Here is a 20,562-nt window from a genome sequence, read left to right as displayed (position 1 = left end):
CTTGAAGGGCCATGGGCATGCGTACCATCTGAACGACACGCTGGCCGCCGTACGTAATCTGGGCATTCTCGCGCACGTCGACGCGGGCAAGACGACCGTCACCGAGCGGATCCTGTACGCCACCGGCGTCACCTACAAACGCGGCGAAGCGCACGACGGCACCACCGTCACCGACTTCGATCCGCAGGAGCGCGATCGCGGGATCACCATCTTCGCCGCCGCGGTGAGCTGCGTCTGGGACGGCCACCGGATCAACCTGATCGACACCCCCGGGCACATCGACTTCTCCGACGAGGTGGAGCGCTCGCTGCGGGTGCTCGACGGCGCGATCGTGGTGTTCGACGGCGTCGCCGGAGTCGAGCCGCAGAGCGAGTCGGTCTGGCGCCAGGCCGACCGATACGGCGTGCCCCGGATCGCCTTGGTCAACAAGCTGGACCGGGCGGGCGCGGACCTCGACGCGGCGGCCGAGTCGATCCGCGAACGCCTGCACGTCACCCCGCTGGTGGTCCAGCTGCCGATCGGCCGCGAGGACGGCTTCACCGGAGTGGTGGACCTCGTCCGGATGCGCTCGCTGATCTGGGCCGACGGCCAGGACACCGCCCGGGAGGGCCCGGTGCCGGAGGACCTCGGGGACGAGGCGCGGCGGCGGGCCCGGCTGCTCCAGGAGGCGGTGGCCGAACGGCACGCGCTCGCGCTGGAGGAGTTCTGCGCGGAGGCGGCCGTCTCCGCGCCGACGCTGGCCGCCGCGCTGCGCGACCTGACCCGCACCGGTGAGGGCGTGGTCGTGGTGTGCGGTTCCGCCTACCGCAACCGCGGGATCGAACCGCTGCTGGACGCCGTCGCGGCCTACCTGCCGTCGCCGCTGGACGTGCCGCCGGCGCCGGGGCCAGCCCGTGCGACCCCGCCGCGCCTGTGCTCTTCGAGCCGGCGACGGTGGCCGACCGGGTGGTCTCCGTGGCCGTCGAGGCCGGCTGGCGGGACGCGCTGGCCGAAGGCCCCCTGGGCGGTCACCCGGTGACCGGCCTGCGGGTCACGCTGACCGACGGAGCCACGCATCCGAAGGACTACTCGGAACTGGCGTTCCGCACCGCCGGCCGGTTCGCGCTGCGGGAGGCGCTGCGGGAGGCGCTACGGGAGGCGCTACGGGCCGGCGCGATGGTGCTGCTGGAACCGATGGCCGAGGTGACGGTCACCGTGCCCGGCGACGCCGTCGGCGGCGTGCTGGGCGATCTGGCCGCGCGGCGCGGCCGGGTGTCCGGGTCCGTCGTCCGGGCCGGAACCGTGGTGATCACCGCGACGGTGCCGCTGGCCGAGCTGTTCGGGTACGCGAACCGGCTGCGGAGCCGTACCCAGGTTCGGCCGGGCGCCCGCGCTGAACGGCCTGGATCTCGTCGTCGGAACCGGCGAGGTGCACGGCTTCCTGGGGCCCAACGGCGCGGGCAAGACCACCACCCTCCGGGTGCTGCTCGGCCTGCTGCGCGCCGACGCGGGCCGGGTGCGGGTGCTCGGCGGCGACCACTGGCAGGACGCGGTGGAGCTGCACCACCGGCTGGCCTACGTGCCCGGCGAGGTGAACCTGTGGCCCAACCTGTCCGGCGGCGAGGCCATCGACCTGTTCGGCGAGTTGCGCGGCGGTCTGGACAAGGCCCGCCGCGCCGAACTGCTGGAGCGTTTCCGGCTGGACCCGGCGAAGCGGTGCCGTACCTATTCCAAAGGCAACCGGCAGAAGGTCGCGCTGATCGCCGCGGTTGCCTCCGACGTGGAGCTGTTCGTCCTGGACGAGCCCACCTCCGGGCTGGATCCGCTGATGGAGGCGGCCTTCCAGCAGACCGTTCACGAGGTGAGCGGGCGCGGCGCGACCGTGCTGCTGTCCAGCCGACGAGTTCCCAACCGAGGAGCTGCGGGCCACCGCCCTGCGCGGAGCCGGGTCCAGCCCGGCCGTCCTGCTGATGCGCGGCACGCCCGACGGCACCAGCCTCGGCGCCACGGTCAACTTCCGCAACCTCGCGTTCATGCTGGTCCTGGCCGCGCTGATGAGCACGTTCGCGGTGGTACGGCACACCAGGCGGAACGAGGAGACCGGACGGGCCGAGCTGATCGGCGCCAGCAGCGTCGGCCGCCACGCCGTGCTCGCCGCCGCGCTGGCCGTGACGTCCGGCGCGAACCTCGTGCTGGGCGCGCTCCTGACCGGCTTCCTGCTCGCCGCGGGACTGCCCGCGGCCGGGGCGTTCGCGTTCGGCGCGGCCTGCGCCGTTGACCGGTATGGCCTTCGCCGGGATCGCCTCCGTCGCCGCGCAACTCTTCCAGAGCGCCCGCGCCGCCAACGCCTGCGCGGCCACCGCCGTCGGGGTCGCTTACCTGGTGCGCGGCATCGGCGACGCCCTCGGCGAGCGGGCCGCCGACGGCGTCCAGATGACCGGCGGCTGGGCGTCCTGGGCGGCTCCGCTCGGCTGGGGCATGGCGGCACGGCCGTTCGGCGCGGAACGCTGGTGGGCCCTCGCGCTGCCCCTCGTCCTGCTCGCCGTCTGCGTGTACGGCGCTTTCGCGCTGGCCGACCGGCGTGACCTGGGGGCCGGTCTGATCCCCGACCGGCCGGGCCCGAAGACCGGGTCGCGTTCGCTGCTCAGCCCGATCGGGCTGGCGTGGCGGCTGAATCGCGGGTCGGTGCTCGGCTGGGTGGCCGGAAGCACCGTGTTCGGCGTCGGGATCGGGTCGCTCGGCAACGCCGTGAACGAGGCGATGTCCGGCAACACGGGAGCCTCCAAACTGCTCGGGCCGCTCGCCGGGACCGGCCGCGCCGACCTGGTGGACGTGTACTTCGCCGCGATGATGAACGTGTTCGGGGTGCCGGAGCCGGTCTCACCGACGCGTCCGTCGGCGGCGACGAGGGCGTCGCGACCCTGATCGGCGCGGGTCTCGCCCAGCTGCCCGCCGCGCTGGCCGTGGCCGGTTTCTGCCGTGGCCGCCGAGGCGGGGCCGATCGTGAGAGGGTTCGCCGATCCGCCACCGTGGGGTTGCCGTGCGCGGCGCGCAGCAGCAGCAACGCGGCCAGCGCGCCGACGAGCAGGGCCAGCAGGAGCAGGACGCCGACCACCACCGCGTACCCGCTGGACAGCAGGGACACATCGGATCGGCCCTTGATGAGGCTGAATCCGATCAGGGCGGCCAGCGCCGAGGCCATTGCGCCAGGCGGCCGCCGCCGCCCGGACGCGGGGCAGTTCGGTGCGGGAGCATGGCCAGCTGGTCCTGCGCCCGCCGCGGGGCGCCCGGCCGGCCGGGACCGCCCGGCTGCGGGTGGACCGTCATCGGCCCGCCGCCGGGAGCACGAACAGCCAGTAGGCGCCGCAGCCGACATACCCGTCGGGACGTCCCGGGTGCGCCTCCTCGCAGGTGCAGATCATCGGCTCGCCGCGATCGGCGGCCTCCGTGGGCCGGGCGCCTTTGAAGATCGTGGCGGTGACCGGGATCTCGATGTGGGCGGCGCAGCGGGGGCAGGGCCGTGCACCACCAGGTCCGCGCCGTAGGTCTCGACGGTGAACTGGTCCGCCGTGCGTTTCGCGTACTCGGGAGAGGTGATCGCCTGGTACGCCAGCGGGCCGGACTCCTCGGACATACCGGTCTCCTTGTTCGGGCCTATGGGCCTATGTGGATGAAGGGGGTCCACACGCTGGGCTGGTGTGGGTGCCGCGCGCGCAGCCGCCGGACGGCCTGGTGCAGCGCCGGCCGTCCCGCCGGGTGACGGCCGACGGGAACGCGGGATATCCGGGAATCTCGGTGCGTGTTCCGCTCAGGCATGTCCGTCCTGGGGCCGGCCGGAGCGGATGAACGCGAGGACCGCGAGGACGCGGCGATGCGAAGCGGGGTCGTCGAGGAGTTCCAGTTTGCCGAATACCTGGGCGACGTGGGCTTCGACGGTGCGTTCGGTGATGATGAGGCGGGCGGCGACGGCCTTGTTCGACAGGCCTTCGGCGATCAGCGCGAGGACCTCGCGTTCCCGGCCCGTCAACGCCGCGAGGGGATCCTTCGCCCGCCGTCTGCCCAGGAGCCGGGCGACGATCGTGGGGTCGATCACCGTTTCGCCGTCGGCGAGCCGGCGGAGGGCGTCGACCAGGATGGCCTGGTCGAAGACGCGTTCCTTGAGCAGGTAGCCGACGCGCTCGGGATGGTCGCGCAGGAGGCGCATCGCGTAGGCGGGCTCGACGTACTGGGAGAGGACGAGCACGCCGATCCGCGGATGCTCGGAACGGATCCGTTCGGCCGCGACCAGGCCCTCGTCGGTGTGCGTGGGCGGCATCCGGATGTCCACCACGACCAGGTCCGGCCGCTCGGCGTGTACGGCGGCCAGCAGCGCGCGGGCGTCGTCGACTTCGGCGGCCACGGTGTAGCCGGACTGGTTGAGGAGGTACGCGACCCCCGCCCGGGTCAGCAGCGAGTCATCCGCCACCACCACGCGCATGAGATCTCCGCTCACTCGTCACCACGGCCGAGCCTAGTGCCGTCGATGGGAATCTCCACGCGGATGTGCCCGCCGGTCGCGGTCAGCCGGCCGCCGAGCGCGCCGACTCGGTCGCCGAGGTGGCCGGGCAGGCCGGGAACCGCTCCGGTCACCCGCAGGACGAGCAGGTCCGCGGGGGTTTCCACGGATACGGCCAGCGGGCCGGTGGCCGCCTTGATCGCGCTGTCGGTGACCAGGTAGACGGCACGTTCGACCGGGGGCGGGAAGCGTGCCTCGGGGAGGTCGGAGAGCTCGACGGCGACGGGCGCCCGGACGGCGAGTGACCAGAGCGCCCCTTCGATGCCCGTCTCTTCGAGGATGACGGGGAAGATGCCGTGGGCCAGCTCCCGGAGCTCCTCCAGTGCCTGGAGCACCACGTCGACGGCGGCGTCTTCGGCCATTCTGAGCTCGAAGGCGACCGCGAGGAGCCGCTGCTGCGCTCCGTCGTGGAGGTCGCGTTCCAGCCTCCGGCGGGCGTCGTCGCCCGCCGCCACGACGCGGGCCCGGGAGGCGCGCAGGTCCGCGATCTGCGCGAGCACCTCGGCGCGGAGCCGCTCGTTGTCGATGGCGAGCCGGGCCGCCGGGCCGATCCGTTCGGTGAGCTCCCGGCCGCCGGGGTCGTGCGCGACGACGACGACCGGCTGCCCGTCCCGGACGATGGACGTCGCCGTCTGACCCGGTTTCGGGGTGGTGGGCACTTCGACGCCGCGTGCGTCCACATAGCGGTCGTAGCGGGGGAGCCAGTAGGCGACCGTGAGCGACGGATCGCCGGTGACCCGCGCGAGGGCGGTCTGCAGGGAGACCGAGCCGAGGTCGTCGGCCAGCCGGCCCACGGCGGACCGTCGCAGCCAGCCCGCGACGGTCGTCCAGGCGTCGGCCGCCGCGAGGCAGGTGAGCGCGGCGGCCTGGGCGAGGAAGATCGCGAGGTAGAGCGGGTGTCCGGGGCGTTCCGCAGGGCCGAACAGCAGCGCCGTGCCGTAAAGGGCGGAGATGCCGGTGGCCACGGCTCCCGGGAGCAGGACGAGTCCGCTTACCCCTCGGGCCACGGGGGTCATGCGCCGGAGGGTGTCGAGGGCGCGTGTTGTCACGATGACCCCGAATACGACCGTGAACGCGGCCAAGCAGGTGGTCAGCCACCATGCGGCGGCCGGTGCCGGGAAGGCCAGGAAGAGGTTGTCACTGCCGCAGATCCGCCAGCAGGCGGGGTCGTAGAAAGGGTCGTACACAAGGGCGTGGCTCACCGTGAGCAGTGCCATGATGACGTAGGCGATGATCGGCGGCCGGCGGAGCATCAGGTGCGCGAGGGCGGGCAGCAGGAACGGGATCGCCACCATCGCGGCGCTTCTGACCCAGGAGGGGGCCGCCTCGCCGGCCACCCAGACCGGGGCGAGCCAGCACAGACCCGCGGCGTACGCGGCGGAGGCCCGCCGGCTGACGGCTCCTCCCGCGAACAGGCACCCGGCGGTCACCAGGGTCAGCACCGCGCCGGGGATCCCCGCGTGGATGCTCGTGGGCCCGACGGCGTGGACCGTCGCGAAGCCGTACGCGACCGCGGCGAGCGGGAGCGCGAGCCGCGCGGCCAAAGGGATGACCGGCACGCGCCCATTGTCATGCGCCGCCCGCGGCCTGTCATTGCGGCTAGCACGGATGGCCGCCCCGCCAACAGCCGTGCTGGTGTCGATGGCATGGCGGTAACCCCTCTCTAGCGTCGATCCTGATGCCGAAGGAGTGGTCAGTCATGAGACTGGGAAACGTCTTGATCCTCGCCGCGACCGCCGCGCTCGTGGCGGCCTGCGCGAACACGACACAGGGTGGCAAAAGCGGCCCCGGGTCCGCCGTCACCACACTGACGATGGGAACCGACGACAGCCCCGGAATGCCCGGAGCCGAAGCCATCGAGGAGTTCGCCAGACTGGTATGGGCGAAATCCGGCGGATCGCTGCGGATCGAGCCGAAATGGCAGGCCGCCGGGACGAAGGCCGACTGGGACCAGGAGGTGGCCCGCCTGGTCACCGGCGGAGGGCTCGACCTAGGCATGATCCCGGCCCGCGCCTGGGACACCGAAGGCGTCACCAGCCTGCGCGCCCTGCACGCGCCGTTCCTCGTCACCTCCGACTACCTGGTGGACCGGATCCTGGCCGACGACGCACTGACCACCGAGATGCTGGCCGGCCTCACCAAAACCGGCGTGACCGGCCTCGCCCTGCTTCCGGAGGGGTTACGCCACCCGTTCGGGGTGGACGGCCCGCTCACGGCGCCGGCGGACTTCGCCGGGAAGAAGATCCGCTCCCCGCGTTCCGGCACCGCCTACGCGCTCCTCCGCGCGCTCGGCGCCGAACCCGACGACCTGCCCGGAGACGCGCTGGGGCTCGCGCTCGCCGACAAATCCCTGGCCGGCCAGGAATCCTCGTTCACCTGGGCGCCCACCTCCCTGCCCACGGGCGTGGGCGCCGCCAACGTGACGTTCTTCCCGAAGGTGAACACGCTGGTCATCCGCTCATCGGTGCTCACCGGCCTGTCCGGGCCGCAGCGCACGGCCCTCACGGAGGCCGCGACGCAAACCGCCGCATGGGCCCGCGCACACCGCCCCTCGGAACTCGAAGCCGGCCGCTCCTTCTGCAAGTACGGCGGCGCGGTCGTCCTCGCCGACAAGAGCGACATCGTCGCACTGGAAGCCGCGGCCCAGCCGGTCTACCCGATGCTGGAGCAGGACGCCCAGACCAGGACGATGATCGCGCGGATCCGCGAACTGAAGACCCAGGCGCCGGCCCCGGAAACGGCCATCCCCTGCGACGGCAGGAAGACCGGGAAGACCCTCGCGAAGACCGCCACGGGGGAAAAGTTCCCCGAAGGCGTCTACCGCGCGGACATCCCGATGCAACGCTTCCTCGACAACAACGTGAACCCCGTCTGGGCGCGCGACAACTCAGGCATCTCCACCCTCACCTTCAAAGAAGGCACCTGGCACCACCACGTCGGCGGCACCCCCGACGACGCCGACTGCCACGGCCCCTACACCGTGACCGGAACCCAGGTCGTCCTCTCCTTCCGCGAGGTCCTCTGCGGCACCGCGGGCGGCGACCTGTTCACCGCCAAGTGGCGCCGCACCGACGGCGAACTCGACTTCCTCGACGTCGAGGCGGGCCAGCCGGGCGAGGACGCACTCATGTACGTCCTGTTCGGCAGCGAACCATGGAAGAAGATCGGCTGACGGTCAGCGCGGTTCGGCGGCGAGGGGGATCACGGCGACGAGTCGCGTTCCGTCGTCCGGAGCGGAGGTGACGGTGAGGTGGCCGTCGAAGGTTTCCACCCGGTCGGACAGTCCGCGCAGGCCGGTGCCCAGGGCGGGGTCGGCGCCTCCGGCGCCGTTGTCGTGGATGTCGATGGCCAGGTCCGCGCGGTGCTGGGTTACGGCGACGGTGACCATGGAGGCGGCGGCGTGTTTGGCGGCGTTGGCCAGGGCTTCGGCGCACACGAAGTAGGTCGCGGCCTCGATCTCCGGCGGCAGTGTTCTCGTCGAGACGCTCAGCCGGACCGGGACGGGGGAGCGTCCGGCGAGGGCGGTGAGGGCGGGTTCGAGGCCGCCGTCGAGTTCGCGGGGGTGCAGGCCGTGCGCGAGGGCGTACAGCTCGTCCAGGGTGTCCGCCAGATGTCCGGCCGCCCGGCCCTGGGGGAGCGTGCCGAGCAGGGCGGTGAGGCGGAGCATGGGACCTTCCTGCAACCGGGCCGCGAGCTGGTGGCGTTCCTCGTCCGCGGCCACCATGAGCCGCCGCCGGGACGCCGCCAGTTCGGCCGCCTGAGCGGCCACCTCGGCTTGCAGGGCGGCGTTCACGGCGGTCAGCCGGGAGGCGGTGCCGACGGCTTCGACGGTGGCGGGGTCGGTGAGCACCGCCCGGTCGTGCACGATCACGGCGAACGGAGCGCCGCCGTCGTCGACGAGGGTGGCGGCCAGGTCGCCGGCGGGGAGCGTGACCGGCGTTCCGTGTTCGTCCACGTATCCGCCGTCCCGCCAGAAGCCGACCCGCAGCCGCGGGTCACCGAGGGTTTCGGCCAGCGCGGCACGCAACGAGCCCGGCTGGGCCAGCTCGATGACCCGGTCGGCGACTTCGGCGGGACGCCGCCACGCCAGGGCGACCGCGATCCCGGCCAGGGCGGCCTGGTAGCCGAGGAGCACGGGGATCGCGACCTCACCGGCCGGGAAGAGCACGCGGCTGACCGCGCCGCCGTACAGGGCGAGGGCGAAGGCTGCGGACGCCTGCGCCGTCACCTGCCGCCCGGCCACCACCACGAGCAGGGCCAAGACGAGCAGGACGGAGGCCAGGTCCGAGTTCCAGACGGGCTGGGCGAACGCGGCCGCGTAGCCGGTTCCGACCGCCGCCCAGCCGAGCCGGGTCGCGGGCCGCCGACCGGGAAAGCAGACCAGCGCGTGGACCAGCGGCCCCCGATGCAGGTACCACAGGGCCGGATCGAGGTTCCCGGCGAACCAGGCGAACCCGGTCAGAACGAGGAGCGCCCCGGGGGCCCGCCGCCCATACAGCCCGCCCCCGACGAGAACCAGCCCGGTCAGCAGGTCGGGAATCCACAGTCCCGGCTGATCCCACCCATAACCGGCCCATTCGGACGCGACCCCCGCCACCAGCGCGGCGACCAGCACCGGGACCCGCATCCCGTCACCCGAGAAGATCGCGGAGCGCGGCACCGGACAGTTCGTGTTTGGGGAGAAAGCGTGCGTTCTTCAGTCGCGGCCCATAGGTCGCGGCGTCCCGGCTGGAGACGAACACGATCTCGGCCGGCCCGCTCAGCCGCGCGGCGACCGCGAATCCGTCCAGGCCGGGCAGCTGGATGTCGAGCAGGACCACATCCGGCCGGAGCCGGTCGACGGCGGCGACGGCCTCCGCAGCGGTCGCGGCGTCGCCGACGACGACGAAACCGCCCGCCTCAAGAAGCGCCCGGGCGGCCAGCCGGAAGCCCTCGTGGTCGTCGACGATCAGCACGCTCCGGGGCACAGGTCGATGGTCGCACCCGTACGCCGGCAGGGCACTGGTGCTGGCACGGATGCCCTCACATCCGGGGCCGGACCACCGCGACGGGGCAGTGCGCGTGGTGCAGCACGCTCCGGCTGACCGAACCCAGCACCGCCGACCCGAGCCCGCTCCGCCCGTGCGACCCGACCACCAGCAGATCCGCCTCCGCCGAGGCGTCGATCAGCGCCACCACCGGATGCTCGCAGTGCACGTCGATCGTGACCCGGACCCCGGGATACCGGCCACGGAACGAGTCGACGAGCTCGGTGGCCACGATGCGATGGTCGGCGTTGATCTGGTCCAGCTCGTAGGCGGCGTTCGCCGCGTACGCGTACACCGGCAGTTGCCAGGTGTGCACCGCGCGCAGCGCGCTCTCCCGTGCCCAGGCCTGCTCGAACGCGTACGCCAGCGCCGGCCGGCACTCCGGCGAGTCGTCCACCCCCACCACGATCTCCCCGCGCACCCATTCCGGCCGGTTCCGCACCACGACCACAGGACCTGGCGCGTGCCCGGCCACCCGCATGCTCACCGAACCGACCACGAGCCCGGCGAACCCGCCCAGCCCGCGGCTGCCCACCACCACCTCGCCGAATTTCGCGGCCTGCTCCCGCAGCACGTCGGCCGCGCCGCCGTCCACCGCCTCCACGCTGATCGCCAGCCCGGCGTGCCGGTCCCGCGCGGCCGCCTCGGCCGCGGCGAGCACCTCGGCCGCCTCCTGGTCGAGCGCGTCGTCCAGCGCCGTGTCGGAGAACCGCGAGAGCTGGTACGGCTGCCGCTCCACCGCGTACACGATCCGCAACGGCACCCGCGTCCGGGCGGCGTCGTCCGCGGCCCATTCGACCGCGGCCAGAGCGGTGGGCGAACCGTCGGCGCCGACCACGATGACATCACTCATGGATCCTCCTCCGTCGGCATTAATCGCACTACGCGCTCCCGCCCCCGGCCTAGGGCCGTAAGACCCTGCTTCCCGGGCCGATCGGCCATGTCCGCCGGCCCCCGGCCCGGAAAGACTGGACGAGACGGCCGCGCTATAAATCTACAATGTAAAGGGCATCGGGCTGGATATGCTGCCCGTGCGGTTGGTTCGCCTGAGTCCTCTGGGTTCAGGCGTCGCAAGAGGGAACCCGGTGCGAATCCGGGACTGCCCCGCAGCGGTGAGTGGGAAACGAAAGCCGTCATCGGCACTGGATGCGCGCCATCTGGGAAGCGACGGCCGGTAGGAGACAAGCAAGGCGCCCGCGAGTCCGAAGACCTGCCACCGCCCGCGCGCCGCCCGGCGCGTGGTGATCCATGGCCTCGCGGGAGGGCCGGGGACGTTCCCTTGGGCTGCCGCGCGTCCGTGGACCGACATGGCATGAGCCGAGGGAAGGACGCCATGAGTCCGGTTACCAGCACCATTTCCGGTTATCCGCGAATCGGGCCCGATCGCGAGCTGAAGCGGGCCGTCGAAGACCACTGGGCGGGCCGCGTCGACGCCGCCCGCCTCCAGGAGATCGCCGCCGGGCTGCGTGAACGCACCTGGCGGGAACTCTCCGCCGCCGGGCTGACCACGGTGCCGTCCAACACGTTCTCGCTGTACGACCATGTCCTCGACACGATCGTGATGGTCGGCGCGATCCCGGAGCGCTTCGCGGGTCTCGCGGAGCCGTACTTCACGATGGCCCGCGGCGACGAGGGCGTCGCGCCGCTGGAGATGACCAAGTGGTTCGACACCAACTACCACTATCTGGTCCCCGAGTTGCCCCCCGAGACCCGGTTCCGGCTCGACTGGAGCAAGCCGCTCGCCGAGTACGCCCAGGCCAAGGCGCTGGGCATCGAGACCCGCCCGGTGCTGCTCGGGCCGCTCTCGTTCCTGCTGCTGGCCAAACCGGTCGACCTGGGCCTGCTGGACGGCCTGGTCGAGGTCTACGCCGAACTCCTGGAACGGCTGGCCGCCGCCGGCGTCGCCGAGGTCCAGCTCGACGAGCCCGTCCTGGCCGCGGACCGGTCGGAACGGGAACTGGCCGCCCTCCGCCGCGCCTACGACCGGCTGGGCGACCTGCCCAGCCGCCCCCACCTGCTGGTCTCCACCTACTTCGGGGAGATCGGCCCGGCCCTCGCCATCCTGGCCGGAACCCGGGTCGAGGCCATCGGCCTGGACTTCGTCGCCGGTCCCGGCAACCTGGAGGCGCTGGCCGCGATCGGCGGCCTGCCGGACAAGACGCTCGTCGCCGGCGTCGTCGACGGCCGCAACGTGTGGCGCGCCGACCAGACCAAGGCGCTGTCCCTGTGCGCCGCCCTGTCCGGGCTGGCCGACCGCCTAGTGGTCGGCACCTCGTGCTCGCTGCTGCACGTGCCGCTCGACCTCGACGCGGAAACCGGCCTGGACCCCGGCGTCCGGGCCCGGCTGGCCTTCGCCAAGCAGAAGGTCGCCGAAGTGGTCGCGATCGGCGCCGCGCTCAACGGCAGCCCGGCCCCGGCCGGCCCGCCGCCCGCCCACCCGATCGTGAACGCGCGCGTCCGGGCCCGCCTGGACGCCCTCCGCGACCCCGCCACCCGCCTCCCGCACGCGCAACGGCTCGCCATCCAGCGCCGCAGCCTCGGCCTCCCGCCCCTCGCCACCACCACGATCGGCTCCTTCCCGCAGACCGCCGACGTCCGCCACGCCCGCGCGGCCCTCCGCGCCGGCACCGTCACCCCCGCCGAGTACGACGACCGCATGCGCGCCGAGATCGCCCGCGTCATCGCGCTCCAGGAGGAGATCGGCCTCGACGTCCTGGTCCACGGCGAGCCCGAACGCAACGACATGGTCCAGTATTTCGCCGAACTCCTGGACGGCTACGCCGTGACAGAACACGGCTGGGTCCAGTCCTACGGCAGCCGCTGCGTCCGCCCCCCGATCCTGCACGGCGACGTCTCCCGCCCCGAGCCGATGACGGTCACCTGGGCCACGTACGCCCAATCCCTCACCCGCAAACCCGTCAAAGGCATGCTGACCGGCCCGGTCACCATGCTGGCCTGGTCCTTCGTACGGGACGACCAGCCGCTGCCCGACACCGCCCGCCAGGTCGCCCTCGCCCTCCGCGACGAGATCCACGACCTGGAGGCGGCCGGCATCCAGATCATCCAGGTCGACGAGCCCGCCCTCCGCGAACTCCTCCCGCTGCGTTCGGCGGACCGGGAGCCGTACCTGGCCTGGGCCGTGGCCGCCTTCCGCCTCGCCACCGGCGGCGTGGCCGACCGCACCCAGATCCACACCCACATGTGCTACTCCGAGTTCGGCGAGATCGTCGGCGCGATCGGCGACCTGGACGCCGACGTCAGCACCGTCGAAGCCGCCCGCTCCCGGATGGAACTCCTCGACGACCTCCGCACCTCCGGCTTCGGCCGCGGCATCGGCCCCGGCGTCTGGGACATCCACTCCCCCCGCGTCCCCTCCACGGAGGAACTCACCACCGCCCTCCGCCGCGCCGCCTCCTCCGTCGACGCCACCCTCCTCTGGGTCAACCCCGACTGCGGCCTGAAAACCCGCGATTACCCGGAAACCGAGGCCAGCCTCCGCAACATGGTCACGGCCGCCCAGCGCGTACGCGCAGAAATCGCCTGACCGACCGGCATCCGCGTCCCAGTCAAGGTGCCGATCGGTGCGCACCGGCCCGCCTTCAAAGTCGACATCGCCCATGCCTGATCAGATGCACACAGCACCGGATTGGTTCTAACGCTACTTCTGGGGGCGTTCGGCGGTGATGGTGTCGTAGTCGGGGATGCGGGTGGAGATGGGGTCGCCGGTGAAGTTGCCGACCCAGCCGTCGTCGTCGTGGAAGAAGCGGATGGCGGTGAAGGCGGGGGTGGTGCCCATGTCGAACCAGTGGGTGGTGTTGGCGGGGACGCTGAGGAGGTCGCCGGATTCGCAGAGGACGGCGTGGACCTTGCCGTTGAGGTGGAGGTAGAAGATGCCGGAGCCGTCGACGAAGAAGCGGACCTCGTCGTCGTCGTGGGTGTGTTCGGCCAGGAATCCGGTGCGGGCCGGACCGCGCCGACCCCCGCGTGTACGGCGACGGCGTGCTGACCGGCTACCTGGCGAAGGTACGGGCCGACGCGGCGGCCTTCGGCGCGGCCAAGGCGGCCCGCCGGGTGATCGGCTTCTCCCGGGTCACCGGCATCGAGACCCTGGCGGAGGAGGAGCGGGTGACCGCCATCCGGGGCGTGCTGCGCGCCGCCCGCCACCTGCTCACCGCATCTCCAGGCCAGAACCTGTTCGATCGGGTCGGCGACCTGCTGGTCAGCGGGTAGCGATCCGGTAGGCGAGCAGCCAGTCCACGCATTCGGTGATGTGCCTGGCCCTCAGCGGGGTGGGGGCCCAGGTGTAGAGGCCGTGCGACGCGACGATGACGGCCGGGGTGGCCGGGTCGTAGGCCGCTTCGAAGCGGTCGCCGAGTTCGGCCATGTCCTGGCTGTTGGCGATCACCGGGATGATCACCTCGTCGTCGTGGGCCAGACGGCCGATGCCTTTGAGGGTCTCGATGTCGCGGAGCCGTACCCCGCCGGGCCAGTGGTGGCCGGCCACGACGGAGTTCAGCGTGTGCACGTGCATGATGGAGTCCGCGCCGGTGAGCGCGGCCACCCGGGCGTGCAGGCCCGCTTCGGCGGAAGGGGTCAGCGGTTCGATCCCGTCGACCGTGACCGGGCCGCCGCCGGGCCCGACCACGGCCACGTCGGAGGCGGCCAGTTCGCCCTTGTCCAGGCCGCTGGCGGTGACCGCGAGGCGGAGCGGGTCGCGGGTCACCACCTCCGACAGGTTGCCTGAGGTGCCGCGCATCCAGCCGAGCGCGGTGAACCTGGCGGCCTCGGCGGCCAGCCGCGCGCCCGCGGCGAGCACGTTCTCGGCGGTGGGACTCATGAGAGCTCCTCGAAACTCGCGATCACCAGGTGCGCGCCGAAATCGGCGCGCTCGCTGAGCTCGCCCGCGCGGCGCACCCCGGTCGCGCGCCACCCGGCCGCCGCCGCGGCGTCCAGTTCGGCCGGTACGTCCGACAGGAACAGCAGCTCGCCCGGCGGCGACTCCAAGGCTGCCGCGATCCGGTCGTAGGACGCGGGTTCCCGCTTGGAGCCGGCGTTGACCGTGTCGAAGCGGCGCTCGATCAGCGCCGACAGGTCGCCGTCCGGGGTGTGCCGGAACCACGGCCGCTGGCTGGCGACCGACCCCGAGGAGAAGACCGCCAGCCGCCGTCCCCGCCGGCGCCAGTCGCGGAGGGCGGGCGGCACGTCAGGGAAGAAGTGCGCGGTGAGGTCGCCGGCCGCGAAACCGTCCGCCCAGATCTTGCCCTGAAGCGTTTTCAGCGGGGTCGCCTTGACGTCGCCGTCCATCCAGGCGTGCAGGATCGCCACGGTCTCGCCGGTGGTCTCGCCGCCGGTCTCGCGTACGGCGTCCGCCACCTCGGGGTCGTCGCGGTGCGCGTCGATGTACGGGCCGAGCCGGGTCCGGGCGTACGCGTACAGGCCGACGTGCACCGACTCGGTCGAACTCGTGGTGCCTTCGATGTCCAGCACGATCCAGGCAGGGCTCATCGAGTCAGCATCTCCACGAAGTCGGCCACGAAACGGGGCGCGTCCACCTGAGTGATCACCCGCGTGGGCGGCGCCGCCTGGTAGGGGAAGGCCGGCGGCAGCCCGTCGTGGGTGCGCATCAGCCGGGCCCGCGACAGGAAGCCGTCGGTCCTGACGTTCACCGGGCCGTCCACCCAGGCGGTCGCGAACCCGGGATCCAGCAGGATCCCGGCCGCGAGCGGGTCGTGCAGCGGGATCACCCGGCGTCCCCACTCGTTCTGGTAGAAGTCCAGGTACGCGTCCAGGATCTCGGTTGCGAACCTGGCTTTGGGGGTCTCGGCGGCCCGCAGCGCGGCGATCGCGCGCTCGTCCAGGATGGTGGTCCCGGTGACGTCGACGCCCACCATCACCAGCTCCCGGCGCGGCGCCGCGAACACCGCCCCGGCCGCCTCCGGGTCGTTGTTGATGTTGGCGTCGATCATCAGCAGGGTGCCCGGCGGCGCGTACGGGCCGGAGCCGCCCATCAGCACCACCGACCGGTAACGGGTGAACAGGTCGGGGTCGAGGCGGAGCGCCGCCGCCAGGTTGGTCAGCGGGCCGAGAGCCAGCAGGTCGAGTTCGCCTGGCTGCTCGGCGGCCAGCCTTACCAGGAGTTCCGCGGCGCTCTCCGCGGACACCGCGGGCATCGGCCGGTCGTAGCCGAGGTCGCCGAGGCCGTCCGAGCCGTGCACGTGCCCGGCGATGTGGGCGGGCCCGGCCAGCGGTTCGGCGGCGCCCCGCGCGATCGGCACGTCCAGGCCGAGCAGGCGCAGGACGTGGCCGATGTTGCGTACCGCGTCCGGGTCGACGCAGTTGCCGTACACCGAGGTGACCGCGACGATCTCGGCGTCCGGCCGGGCGGCCAGGTAGAGCAGGGTGTGTGCGTCGTCGGTGTCGGTGTCGGTGTCCACGACGATCCGCCGGGCCTCGCTCATGTGCTGCCTTTCTCGGGTGCGCGCCGCCTGGCCGCCACGGCGGCCAGGACCAGCGCGACAAGCGTGATCACGTACGGCGCGGCGTCGGCCGCCTGCTGCGGCAGCCCCGCGCCCTGAAGCCGGAAGCCGACCGCCTCCGCGACGCCGAACAGCAGGCAGGCCGGCAGCAGGCGGCCGGGCAGCACCCCGCTGAGCATGACCGCCACCACCGCGATCCAGCCCCGGCCCGCGCTCATGCACTCGCTGAACAGCGTCACGTTGCCGAGCGCCAGCTGCGCCCCGGCCAGCCCGCACAGCGCGCCCGCGACCAGCACCACCCCGTGCCGGTACGCGCCGGCCCGCAGCCCGGCCGCCTCCGCCGCCTCCCGGTGCTGGCCGACGCCGCGCACCCGCAGCCCCGACCGGGTCCGGCCCAGCCGCCAGGCCGTGGCCGCGACCAGCACGGCCGCGAGCGGCACCAGCGGCCCCAGCACGGGCACGTCCAGGCCGAGTTCGGCCAGCGTCGGCAGCCCCGCCAGGTCCGGCGAGGTGTAGGTGCCGCCGCTGCCGAAGATCTGCCGCATCAGGAACGCGGTCAGCCCCAGCGCCAGCAGGGTGACCCCCACCGCCACCACGATCGGATCCGCCCGCCAGGCCACCGAGGCGGCCGAGAGCAGCCCCGAGAACAGGACGGTGGCGGCGACCGCGCCCAGCACGCCCGCCCAGGCGCTGCCGGTCAGGTCGCTGACCACCACGGCGGTGAACGCGCCCCACAGCAGCTGGCCCTCAAGCGCGATGTTGAACACGCCCGCGACCTGGCAGATCAGCCCGCCCAGCGCGGCCAGCAGCACCGGCGCGGTCGCCGTCAGCACGCCGGACAGAAAGGAGAACTCCAGCAGGTTCACTCGGTCGCCCTCCGCCCGCGCACGGTCGCGAACACGGCCACGATCACGATGATCAGCCCCTGCACGATCTGGGTGAGCTGGCTCGGCACCCCGGCCTCCCGTTCCATCCCCTGCCCGCCCACCTGGAGCACGGTCAGCAGCGCCACCGTGACCGGCACCACGGCAGGCCGCGCCGCCGCCAGCAGCACGGCGGCCACCGCGGTGAAGGTGTAACCGGGCGCGGTCAGCGCCCCGTCCACGAACCGGTACGGCGGCCCCAGCACGATCAGCCCGCCCGCCAGCCCGGCGAACCCGCCACCCCCGGCCAGCGCGATCGCCGCCAGCCGATCCACCCGGACACCCCCATAACGGGCGAACTCCCGGTTGTGCCCGGTCGCCCGGATCTCATAGCCCAGCACGGTACGGCCGTCCGCGTACCACCAGATCCCGGCCAGCAGCACGACCAGCGGCAGCCCGATCGCCAGCACCGGCGGCAACGGCACCAGCAGCGCCAGCGCCGCCGCCGCGATCCCGCCGGCCGAGAGCTGGCCGTCGCCGCCCAGGTTGAACTGGCCCGCCCGCAGCGGGATCGCGAACGCCATCCCGAGTGTCGGCACGAACGCGGCGATCGTGTACTCCAGATTGCCGTCCGCGACCGCGCCCCGGATCAGCGCGGGGTAGGCCACCGCGGGATCGACGCCCACCACGACCAGCACCAGCGTGGTCAGCAGCAGCGCGCCGCCGATCGCCACCACGGGGGTGGACAGAACCACCCGCCGGATCATGGCAGCACCCCGGTCATGGCCTGGCCCAGCCGCGCCTCGGTGGCGTCCGGGGTGAACTCCGCCACCAGGCGGCCCTCGAACAGCACCAGGATGCGGTCCGCGAGCTCGCGCAACTCGGCGAGCTCACTGGACTGCAGGAGCACGGCCGTGCCCCGGTCGCGGGCCTCGATCAGCAGGGCGTGGACGCGTTCCCGCACGCCCACGTCCACGCCCTGGCTCGGTTCCTCGACCACGATCACCCGGGACTCGCGGGTGAGCTCGCGGGCGAGCACGGCCTTCTGCGCGTTGCCGCCGGAGAGGGCCGAGATCGGGATGTCCACGGAGGCGGCGCTGATGGCGAACCGCTCGGACAGGTCGCGGGCGCGGGCGCGCACGGCGGCGCTGGGCAGGCCGAACCGGCCGCGCGCCAGCCGGTGTTGCGCGCCCATCAGGAGGTCCTCCGCCAGGGACAGCTCCGGGGCGGTGGCGCGGCCGTGGCGGTCCTCGGGCACGTACGCGACGCGGGGGTCGCGGCCCTGGCGGACCGGGAGGCCGTCCAGCAGGATCCGGCCGGACTCGCCGGGCGGGCGGAGGCCGGTGACGGCGTCGATGAGCTCGCGCTGGCCGCTGCCGGCCACGCCGGCGATGCCGACGATCTCGCCGGGGCGTACCGCGAACGAGACGGCGGTCAGGCGGGGCACGTCGTCGCCGTCGCGGACGGTGAGGTCCTGCACGCCGAGGGCGGGCGCGCCGTCCGGCCGGGCCAGGCGGCGGGGGGCGGGCGGGGTGAGGGAACGGCCGATCATGGCGTGCACCAGTTCGTCGGCGTCGGTGCCCGCCGTGGTGAAGCGGCCGGTGACGCGGCCCTGGCGGAGCACGGTGACGCGGTCGCTGGCGGCCAGCACCTCGGTCAGCTTGTGCGTGACCAGGAGGATGGCGACGCCGGTGGCGGCCACCGTGCGGAGCACCTCGAAGAGGCGGTCGGCCTCGCCGGGGGTGAGCACGGCGGTCGGTTCGTCCAGGATCAGCACCTCGGCGCGGCGGTGCAGGGCGCGCAGGATCTCCACCCGCTGGCGGACGCCGACCGGGAGCGTGCCCACCCGGGCCGAAGGGTCGGCGCGCAGGCCGTACCGGTCGGACAGGTCGGTGACCGCCCGGTGGGCGGCGGCGCGGTCCAGGCGGCCGGCGGTGACCGGCTCGGCGCCGATCACGACGTTCTCCGCCACCGTCAGGTCGGGGAAGAGGCGGAAACGCTGGTGGACCATGCCGAGGCCGTGCCGGATCGCGTCGGCGGGGGAACGGAGCCTGATCCGCTGGCCGGCGCGCAGCACGTGGCCGGAGTCGGGGCGGTGCAGGCCGTACAGGACGGACATCAGGGTGGACTTGCCGGCGCCGTTCTCGCCGACGACGGCGTGCACCTCGCCCCTGGCGACCGCCAGGTCGACGCCGTCGTTGGCGAGCACGGGCCCGAACCGCTTGGTCACGCCGACCAGCTCGGCGGCGAGTTCCACCGTCAGCCCTGGAGCGGGTCCGCGACGGTGATCTTCCCGGCCACGATGTCGTCGCGGACCTGCTTGACCTTGGCCAGCACCTCCGGGTTGTCGGCGACCGTGCAGCCGGAGGAGGCCACGCCGGGATCCAGCGCGACCACGCCGACGCCGCCCTCGGCCAGGCCGTAGACCTTCACGCCGCCGGTCTTCCCGGCCGCGATCTCCTTGATCGCCGCGCTCTCCGCCACGTCCACGTGCTTGAGGATGTTGTCGATGATGTTCCCCGGGCTCTGGGCGCACTGGTTGACGTCCACCCCGAAGCCCTTGGCGCCCGCGGTCGCGACCGCCTCGAAGACGCCCTGGTTGCCGCCGGAGGCCGCCGCCGAGACGATGTCCACGCAGCGGCCGGTCAGCGTCTGGGCCTGGGACTTGGCCCTGGCCGGGTCGCTGAACGGGTTGGTGCCGCCCACGTAGAGCGGGGTGCCGGTGACCTCGGGCCTGACCGAGGCGGCCCCGGCGAAGAACGGCTCGATCCAGCGGTGGATGAACGGCGTGTCGAGCGCCGCCACCACGCCGATCTGGCCGCTCTTGGTGAGCAGGCCCGCCTCGACGCCCGCCAGGTACGCCGCCTCGTGCTCCTTGAACGACACGCAGGCCAGGTTGGCGGCCTGCTCCTTGGCGCACGAGTCGACCTGCAGGAACTGCTGGCCGGGGTGCTGCTTGGGGACGGTGTTGAACACGTCGTCGAAGGAGAAGCTGATGCACGATGACCGTCGGCTTGGCCCGGACCGCCGCGTCCACGTTCTGCGCGATGGTGGTCGGGTCCTTGCTCTCGTACAGCTTGAAGGAGGCGCCGAGTTCCTTGGCGGCGGCCTCCGCGCCCTTGACGCCGAGCTGGAGGAAGCTGTTGCCGCCGACCGGGTTCGGGGTGATGAGGATGATCGACTTTTCGGGGGCGGTGGTGGCCGGGGTTCCGGTCTCGGTTCCGCCGCACGCGGCGAGGGCGAGCAGAGCGGCGAGGCCCGAGAGGGCAGGGGTGAGTCTCATGGGTCCTGGTTCTGTGGTGCTCGATGGCGCATCGGGAGCATATCCACGTATTTCCTACCAGAACAACCTGTAATCCGGCGGCGCCCGGGGCGGCCGTCACCCGCGCCGAGGACGTGCTGCGGCTCTGCCCGATGGGCGCGCCCGCGCTGGAGTCGCTCATCGCCGCGCTCGCCACCCTCGTCTACGCCGACCGCGCCGACCTGGCCGGACGCTGGTGCGAGCCGCTGCTGGAACAGACCACCACCAACTGCGACCCGCACTGGCAGGGCATGTTCGCCGCCATCCGGGCCGAGACCGCGATCCGCCAGGGGCGGCTCAGGGACGCCGAGCGGTGCGCCCGCGACGCCCTCACCCACCTGCCCACGGCCGCCTGGGGAGT

20 protein-coding genes, 2 pseudogenes and 1 riboswitch are annotated in these 20,562 nt (G+C 73.0%); of the genes and pseudogenes, 7 read left to right on the top strand and 15 right to left on the bottom strand.

Going from position 1 to position 20,562, the window contains the following annotated elements:
* Window position 1: 1 nt before the first annotated feature.
* The 4 genes and pseudogenes from Acor_RS07400 to Acor_RS07390 all read left to right on the top strand — a co-directional run bounded on the left by Acor_RS07400 (window position 2) and on the right by Acor_RS07390 (window position 2,904).
* Window positions 2–1,018: a GTP-binding protein gene (locus Acor_RS07400; protein WP_218034173.1), complete on the top strand. Its 1,017-nt coding sequence runs from the start codon at window positions 2–4 to the stop codon at window positions 1,016–1,018.
* Window positions 913–1,293, top strand: a pseudogene (locus Acor_RS46155) (hypothetical protein); the annotation flags it as partial. The gene Acor_RS07400 and the pseudogene Acor_RS46155, both read left to right, overlap by 106 nt.
* A 79-nt stretch (window positions 1,294–1,372) precedes the next feature.
* Window positions 1,373–2,257, top strand: coding sequence for an ABC transporter ATP-binding protein (locus tag Acor_RS44065; RefSeq protein ID WP_155335999.1), 885 nt, complete (start codon window positions 1,373–1,375; stop codon window positions 2,255–2,257).
* Complete coding sequence (locus tag Acor_RS07390; RefSeq protein ID WP_170316834.1) at window positions 2,254–2,904, top strand: hypothetical protein; 651 nt, start codon at window positions 2,254–2,256, stop codon at window positions 2,902–2,904. The genes Acor_RS44065 and Acor_RS07390 overlap by 4 nt, the downstream gene beginning before the upstream one ends.
* Window positions 2,905–3,397: 493 nt before the next feature.
* Here Acor_RS07390 and Acor_RS07385 read toward each other — a convergent pair whose 3' ends face one another.
* From Acor_RS07385 to Acor_RS07375, 3 genes are all read right to left on the bottom strand, one after another.
* Entirely contained in the window at window positions 3,398–3,613 is a 216-nt protein-coding gene (locus tag Acor_RS07385) for a hypothetical protein (RefSeq protein ID WP_155335809.1), read from the bottom strand.
* A 174-nt stretch (window positions 3,614–3,787) separates the two neighbouring features.
* Window positions 3,788–4,456: a response regulator transcription factor gene (locus Acor_RS07380; protein WP_155335808.1), complete on the bottom strand. Its 669-nt coding sequence runs from the start codon at window positions 4,454–4,456 to the stop codon at window positions 3,788–3,790.
* Window positions 4,457–4,467: 11 nt separating this feature from the next.
* Window positions 4,468–6,093: a sensor histidine kinase gene (locus Acor_RS07375; protein WP_155335807.1), complete on the bottom strand. Its 1,626-nt coding sequence runs from the start codon at window positions 6,091–6,093 to the stop codon at window positions 4,468–4,470.
* Between the two features lie 140 nt (window positions 6,094–6,233).
* Here Acor_RS07375 and Acor_RS07370 point away from each other — a divergent pair, with 140 nt between their 5' ends.
* Window positions 6,234–7,706, top strand: a complete 1,473-nt coding sequence (locus Acor_RS07370; protein WP_170316833.1) for a TRAP transporter substrate-binding protein — start codon at window positions 6,234–6,236, stop codon at window positions 7,704–7,706.
* A 3-nt stretch (window positions 7,707–7,709) separates the two neighbouring features.
* On the opposite strand, the gene Acor_RS07365 is transcribed toward Acor_RS07370, so the two are convergent.
* Genes Acor_RS07365 through Acor_RS07355 form a run of 3 tightly spaced genes read right to left on the bottom strand, consistent with a single transcriptional unit; the run spans window position 7,710 to window position 10,414 of the window.
* Entirely contained in the window at window positions 7,710–9,194 is a 1,485-nt protein-coding gene (locus Acor_RS07365; RefSeq protein ID WP_155335805.1) for a sensor histidine kinase, read from the bottom strand.
* Window positions 9,166–9,501 carry a response regulator transcription factor gene (locus Acor_RS07360; protein WP_155335804.1) on the bottom strand — a complete coding sequence of 112 codons (336 nt, stop codon included), beginning with the start codon at window positions 9,499–9,501 and terminating at the stop codon, window positions 9,166–9,168. The genes Acor_RS07365 and Acor_RS07360 overlap by 29 nt, the downstream gene beginning before the upstream one ends.
* Before the next feature lie 55 nt (window positions 9,502–9,556).
* Window positions 9,557–10,414 (bottom strand): universal stress protein, encoded by an 858-nt coding sequence (locus Acor_RS07355; RefSeq protein ID WP_155335803.1) that lies wholly within the window; start codon window positions 10,412–10,414, stop codon window positions 9,557–9,559.
* Window positions 10,415–10,581: 167 nt separating this feature from the next.
* Window positions 10,582–10,793, top strand: a riboswitch (cobalamin riboswitch).
* Between the two features lie 101 nt (window positions 10,794–10,894).
* Here Acor_RS07355 and metE point away from each other — a divergent pair.
* Window positions 10,895–13,105 carry a 5-methyltetrahydropteroyltriglutamate--homocysteine S-methyltransferase gene (metE, locus tag Acor_RS07350; protein WP_155335802.1) on the top strand — a complete coding sequence of 737 codons (2,211 nt, stop codon included), beginning with the start codon at window positions 10,895–10,897 and terminating at the stop codon, window positions 13,103–13,105.
* A gap of 114 nt (window positions 13,106–13,219) precedes the next feature.
* Here the strand turns inward: metE and Acor_RS44060 are convergent, their stop codons facing one another.
* Together Acor_RS44060 and Acor_RS46150 are read right to left on the bottom strand one after the other, a co-directional pair.
* The gene (locus Acor_RS44060) at window positions 13,220–13,357 is read right to left on the bottom strand and encodes a hypothetical protein (protein ID WP_246238478.1); all 138 of its coding nucleotides are present in this window, start codon (window positions 13,355–13,357) and stop codon (window positions 13,220–13,222) included.
* Window positions 13,358–13,510 (bottom strand): annotated as a pseudogene (locus Acor_RS46150) (hypothetical protein); the annotation flags it as partial.
* Window positions 13,511–13,545: 35 nt separating this feature from the next.
* On the opposite strand from Acor_RS46150, the gene Acor_RS07340 reads away from it, so the two are divergent.
* Window positions 13,546–13,791: a hypothetical protein gene (locus tag Acor_RS07340; protein WP_155335801.1), complete on the top strand. Its 246-nt coding sequence runs from the start codon at window positions 13,546–13,548 to the stop codon at window positions 13,789–13,791.
* Here the strand turns inward: Acor_RS07340 and mtnB are convergent.
* Genes mtnB through Acor_RS07305 form a run of 7 tightly spaced genes read right to left on the bottom strand, consistent with a single transcriptional unit; the run spans window position 13,781 to window position 19,897 of the window.
* Window positions 13,781–14,398, bottom strand: coding sequence for a methylthioribulose 1-phosphate dehydratase (gene mtnB, locus Acor_RS07335; RefSeq protein WP_155335800.1), 618 nt, complete (start codon window positions 14,396–14,398; stop codon window positions 13,781–13,783). The genes Acor_RS07340 and mtnB overlap by 11 nt on opposite strands.
* On the bottom strand, window positions 14,395–15,066 hold the full coding sequence (gene mtnC, locus Acor_RS07330) for an acireductone synthase (RefSeq protein WP_155335799.1): 672 nt from the start codon (window positions 15,064–15,066) through the stop codon (window positions 14,395–14,397). Before mtnC ends, mtnB begins: the two co-directional genes overlap by 4 nt.
* Window positions 15,063–16,019, bottom strand: a complete 957-nt coding sequence (locus Acor_RS07325; RefSeq protein ID WP_155335798.1) for a nucleoside hydrolase — start codon at window positions 16,017–16,019, stop codon at window positions 15,063–15,065. The genes mtnC and Acor_RS07325 overlap by 4 nt, the downstream gene beginning before the upstream one ends.
* Window positions 16,016–16,903, bottom strand: coding sequence for an ABC transporter permease (locus tag Acor_RS07320; RefSeq protein WP_218034171.1), 888 nt, complete (start codon window positions 16,901–16,903; stop codon window positions 16,016–16,018). Before Acor_RS07320 ends, Acor_RS07325 begins: the two co-directional genes overlap by 4 nt.
* Complete coding sequence (locus Acor_RS07315) at window positions 16,900–17,667, bottom strand: ABC transporter permease subunit (protein WP_155335797.1); 768 nt, start codon at window positions 17,665–17,667, stop codon at window positions 16,900–16,902. Before Acor_RS07315 ends, Acor_RS07320 begins: the two co-directional genes overlap by 4 nt.
* Window positions 17,664–19,157: an ABC transporter ATP-binding protein gene (locus Acor_RS07310; protein ID WP_218034170.1), complete on the bottom strand. Its 1,494-nt coding sequence runs from the start codon at window positions 19,155–19,157 to the stop codon at window positions 17,664–17,666. Before Acor_RS07310 ends, Acor_RS07315 begins: the two co-directional genes overlap by 4 nt.
* A gap of 2 nt (window positions 19,158–19,159) precedes the next feature.
* Complete coding sequence (locus Acor_RS07305) at window positions 19,160–19,897, bottom strand: BMP family ABC transporter substrate-binding protein (RefSeq protein WP_281353178.1); 738 nt, start codon at window positions 19,895–19,897, stop codon at window positions 19,160–19,162.
* Window positions 19,898–20,562 lie beyond the last annotated feature (665 nt).

Origin of the sequence: Acrocarpospora corrugata, assembly GCF_009687845.1 — a bacterium.
GTDB lineage: Bacteria > Actinomycetota > Actinomycetes > Streptosporangiales > Streptosporangiaceae > Acrocarpospora > Acrocarpospora corrugata.
Note: the sequence above shows the minus strand (reverse complement) of the source record. Positions and strands in the feature narration are given on the sequence as shown.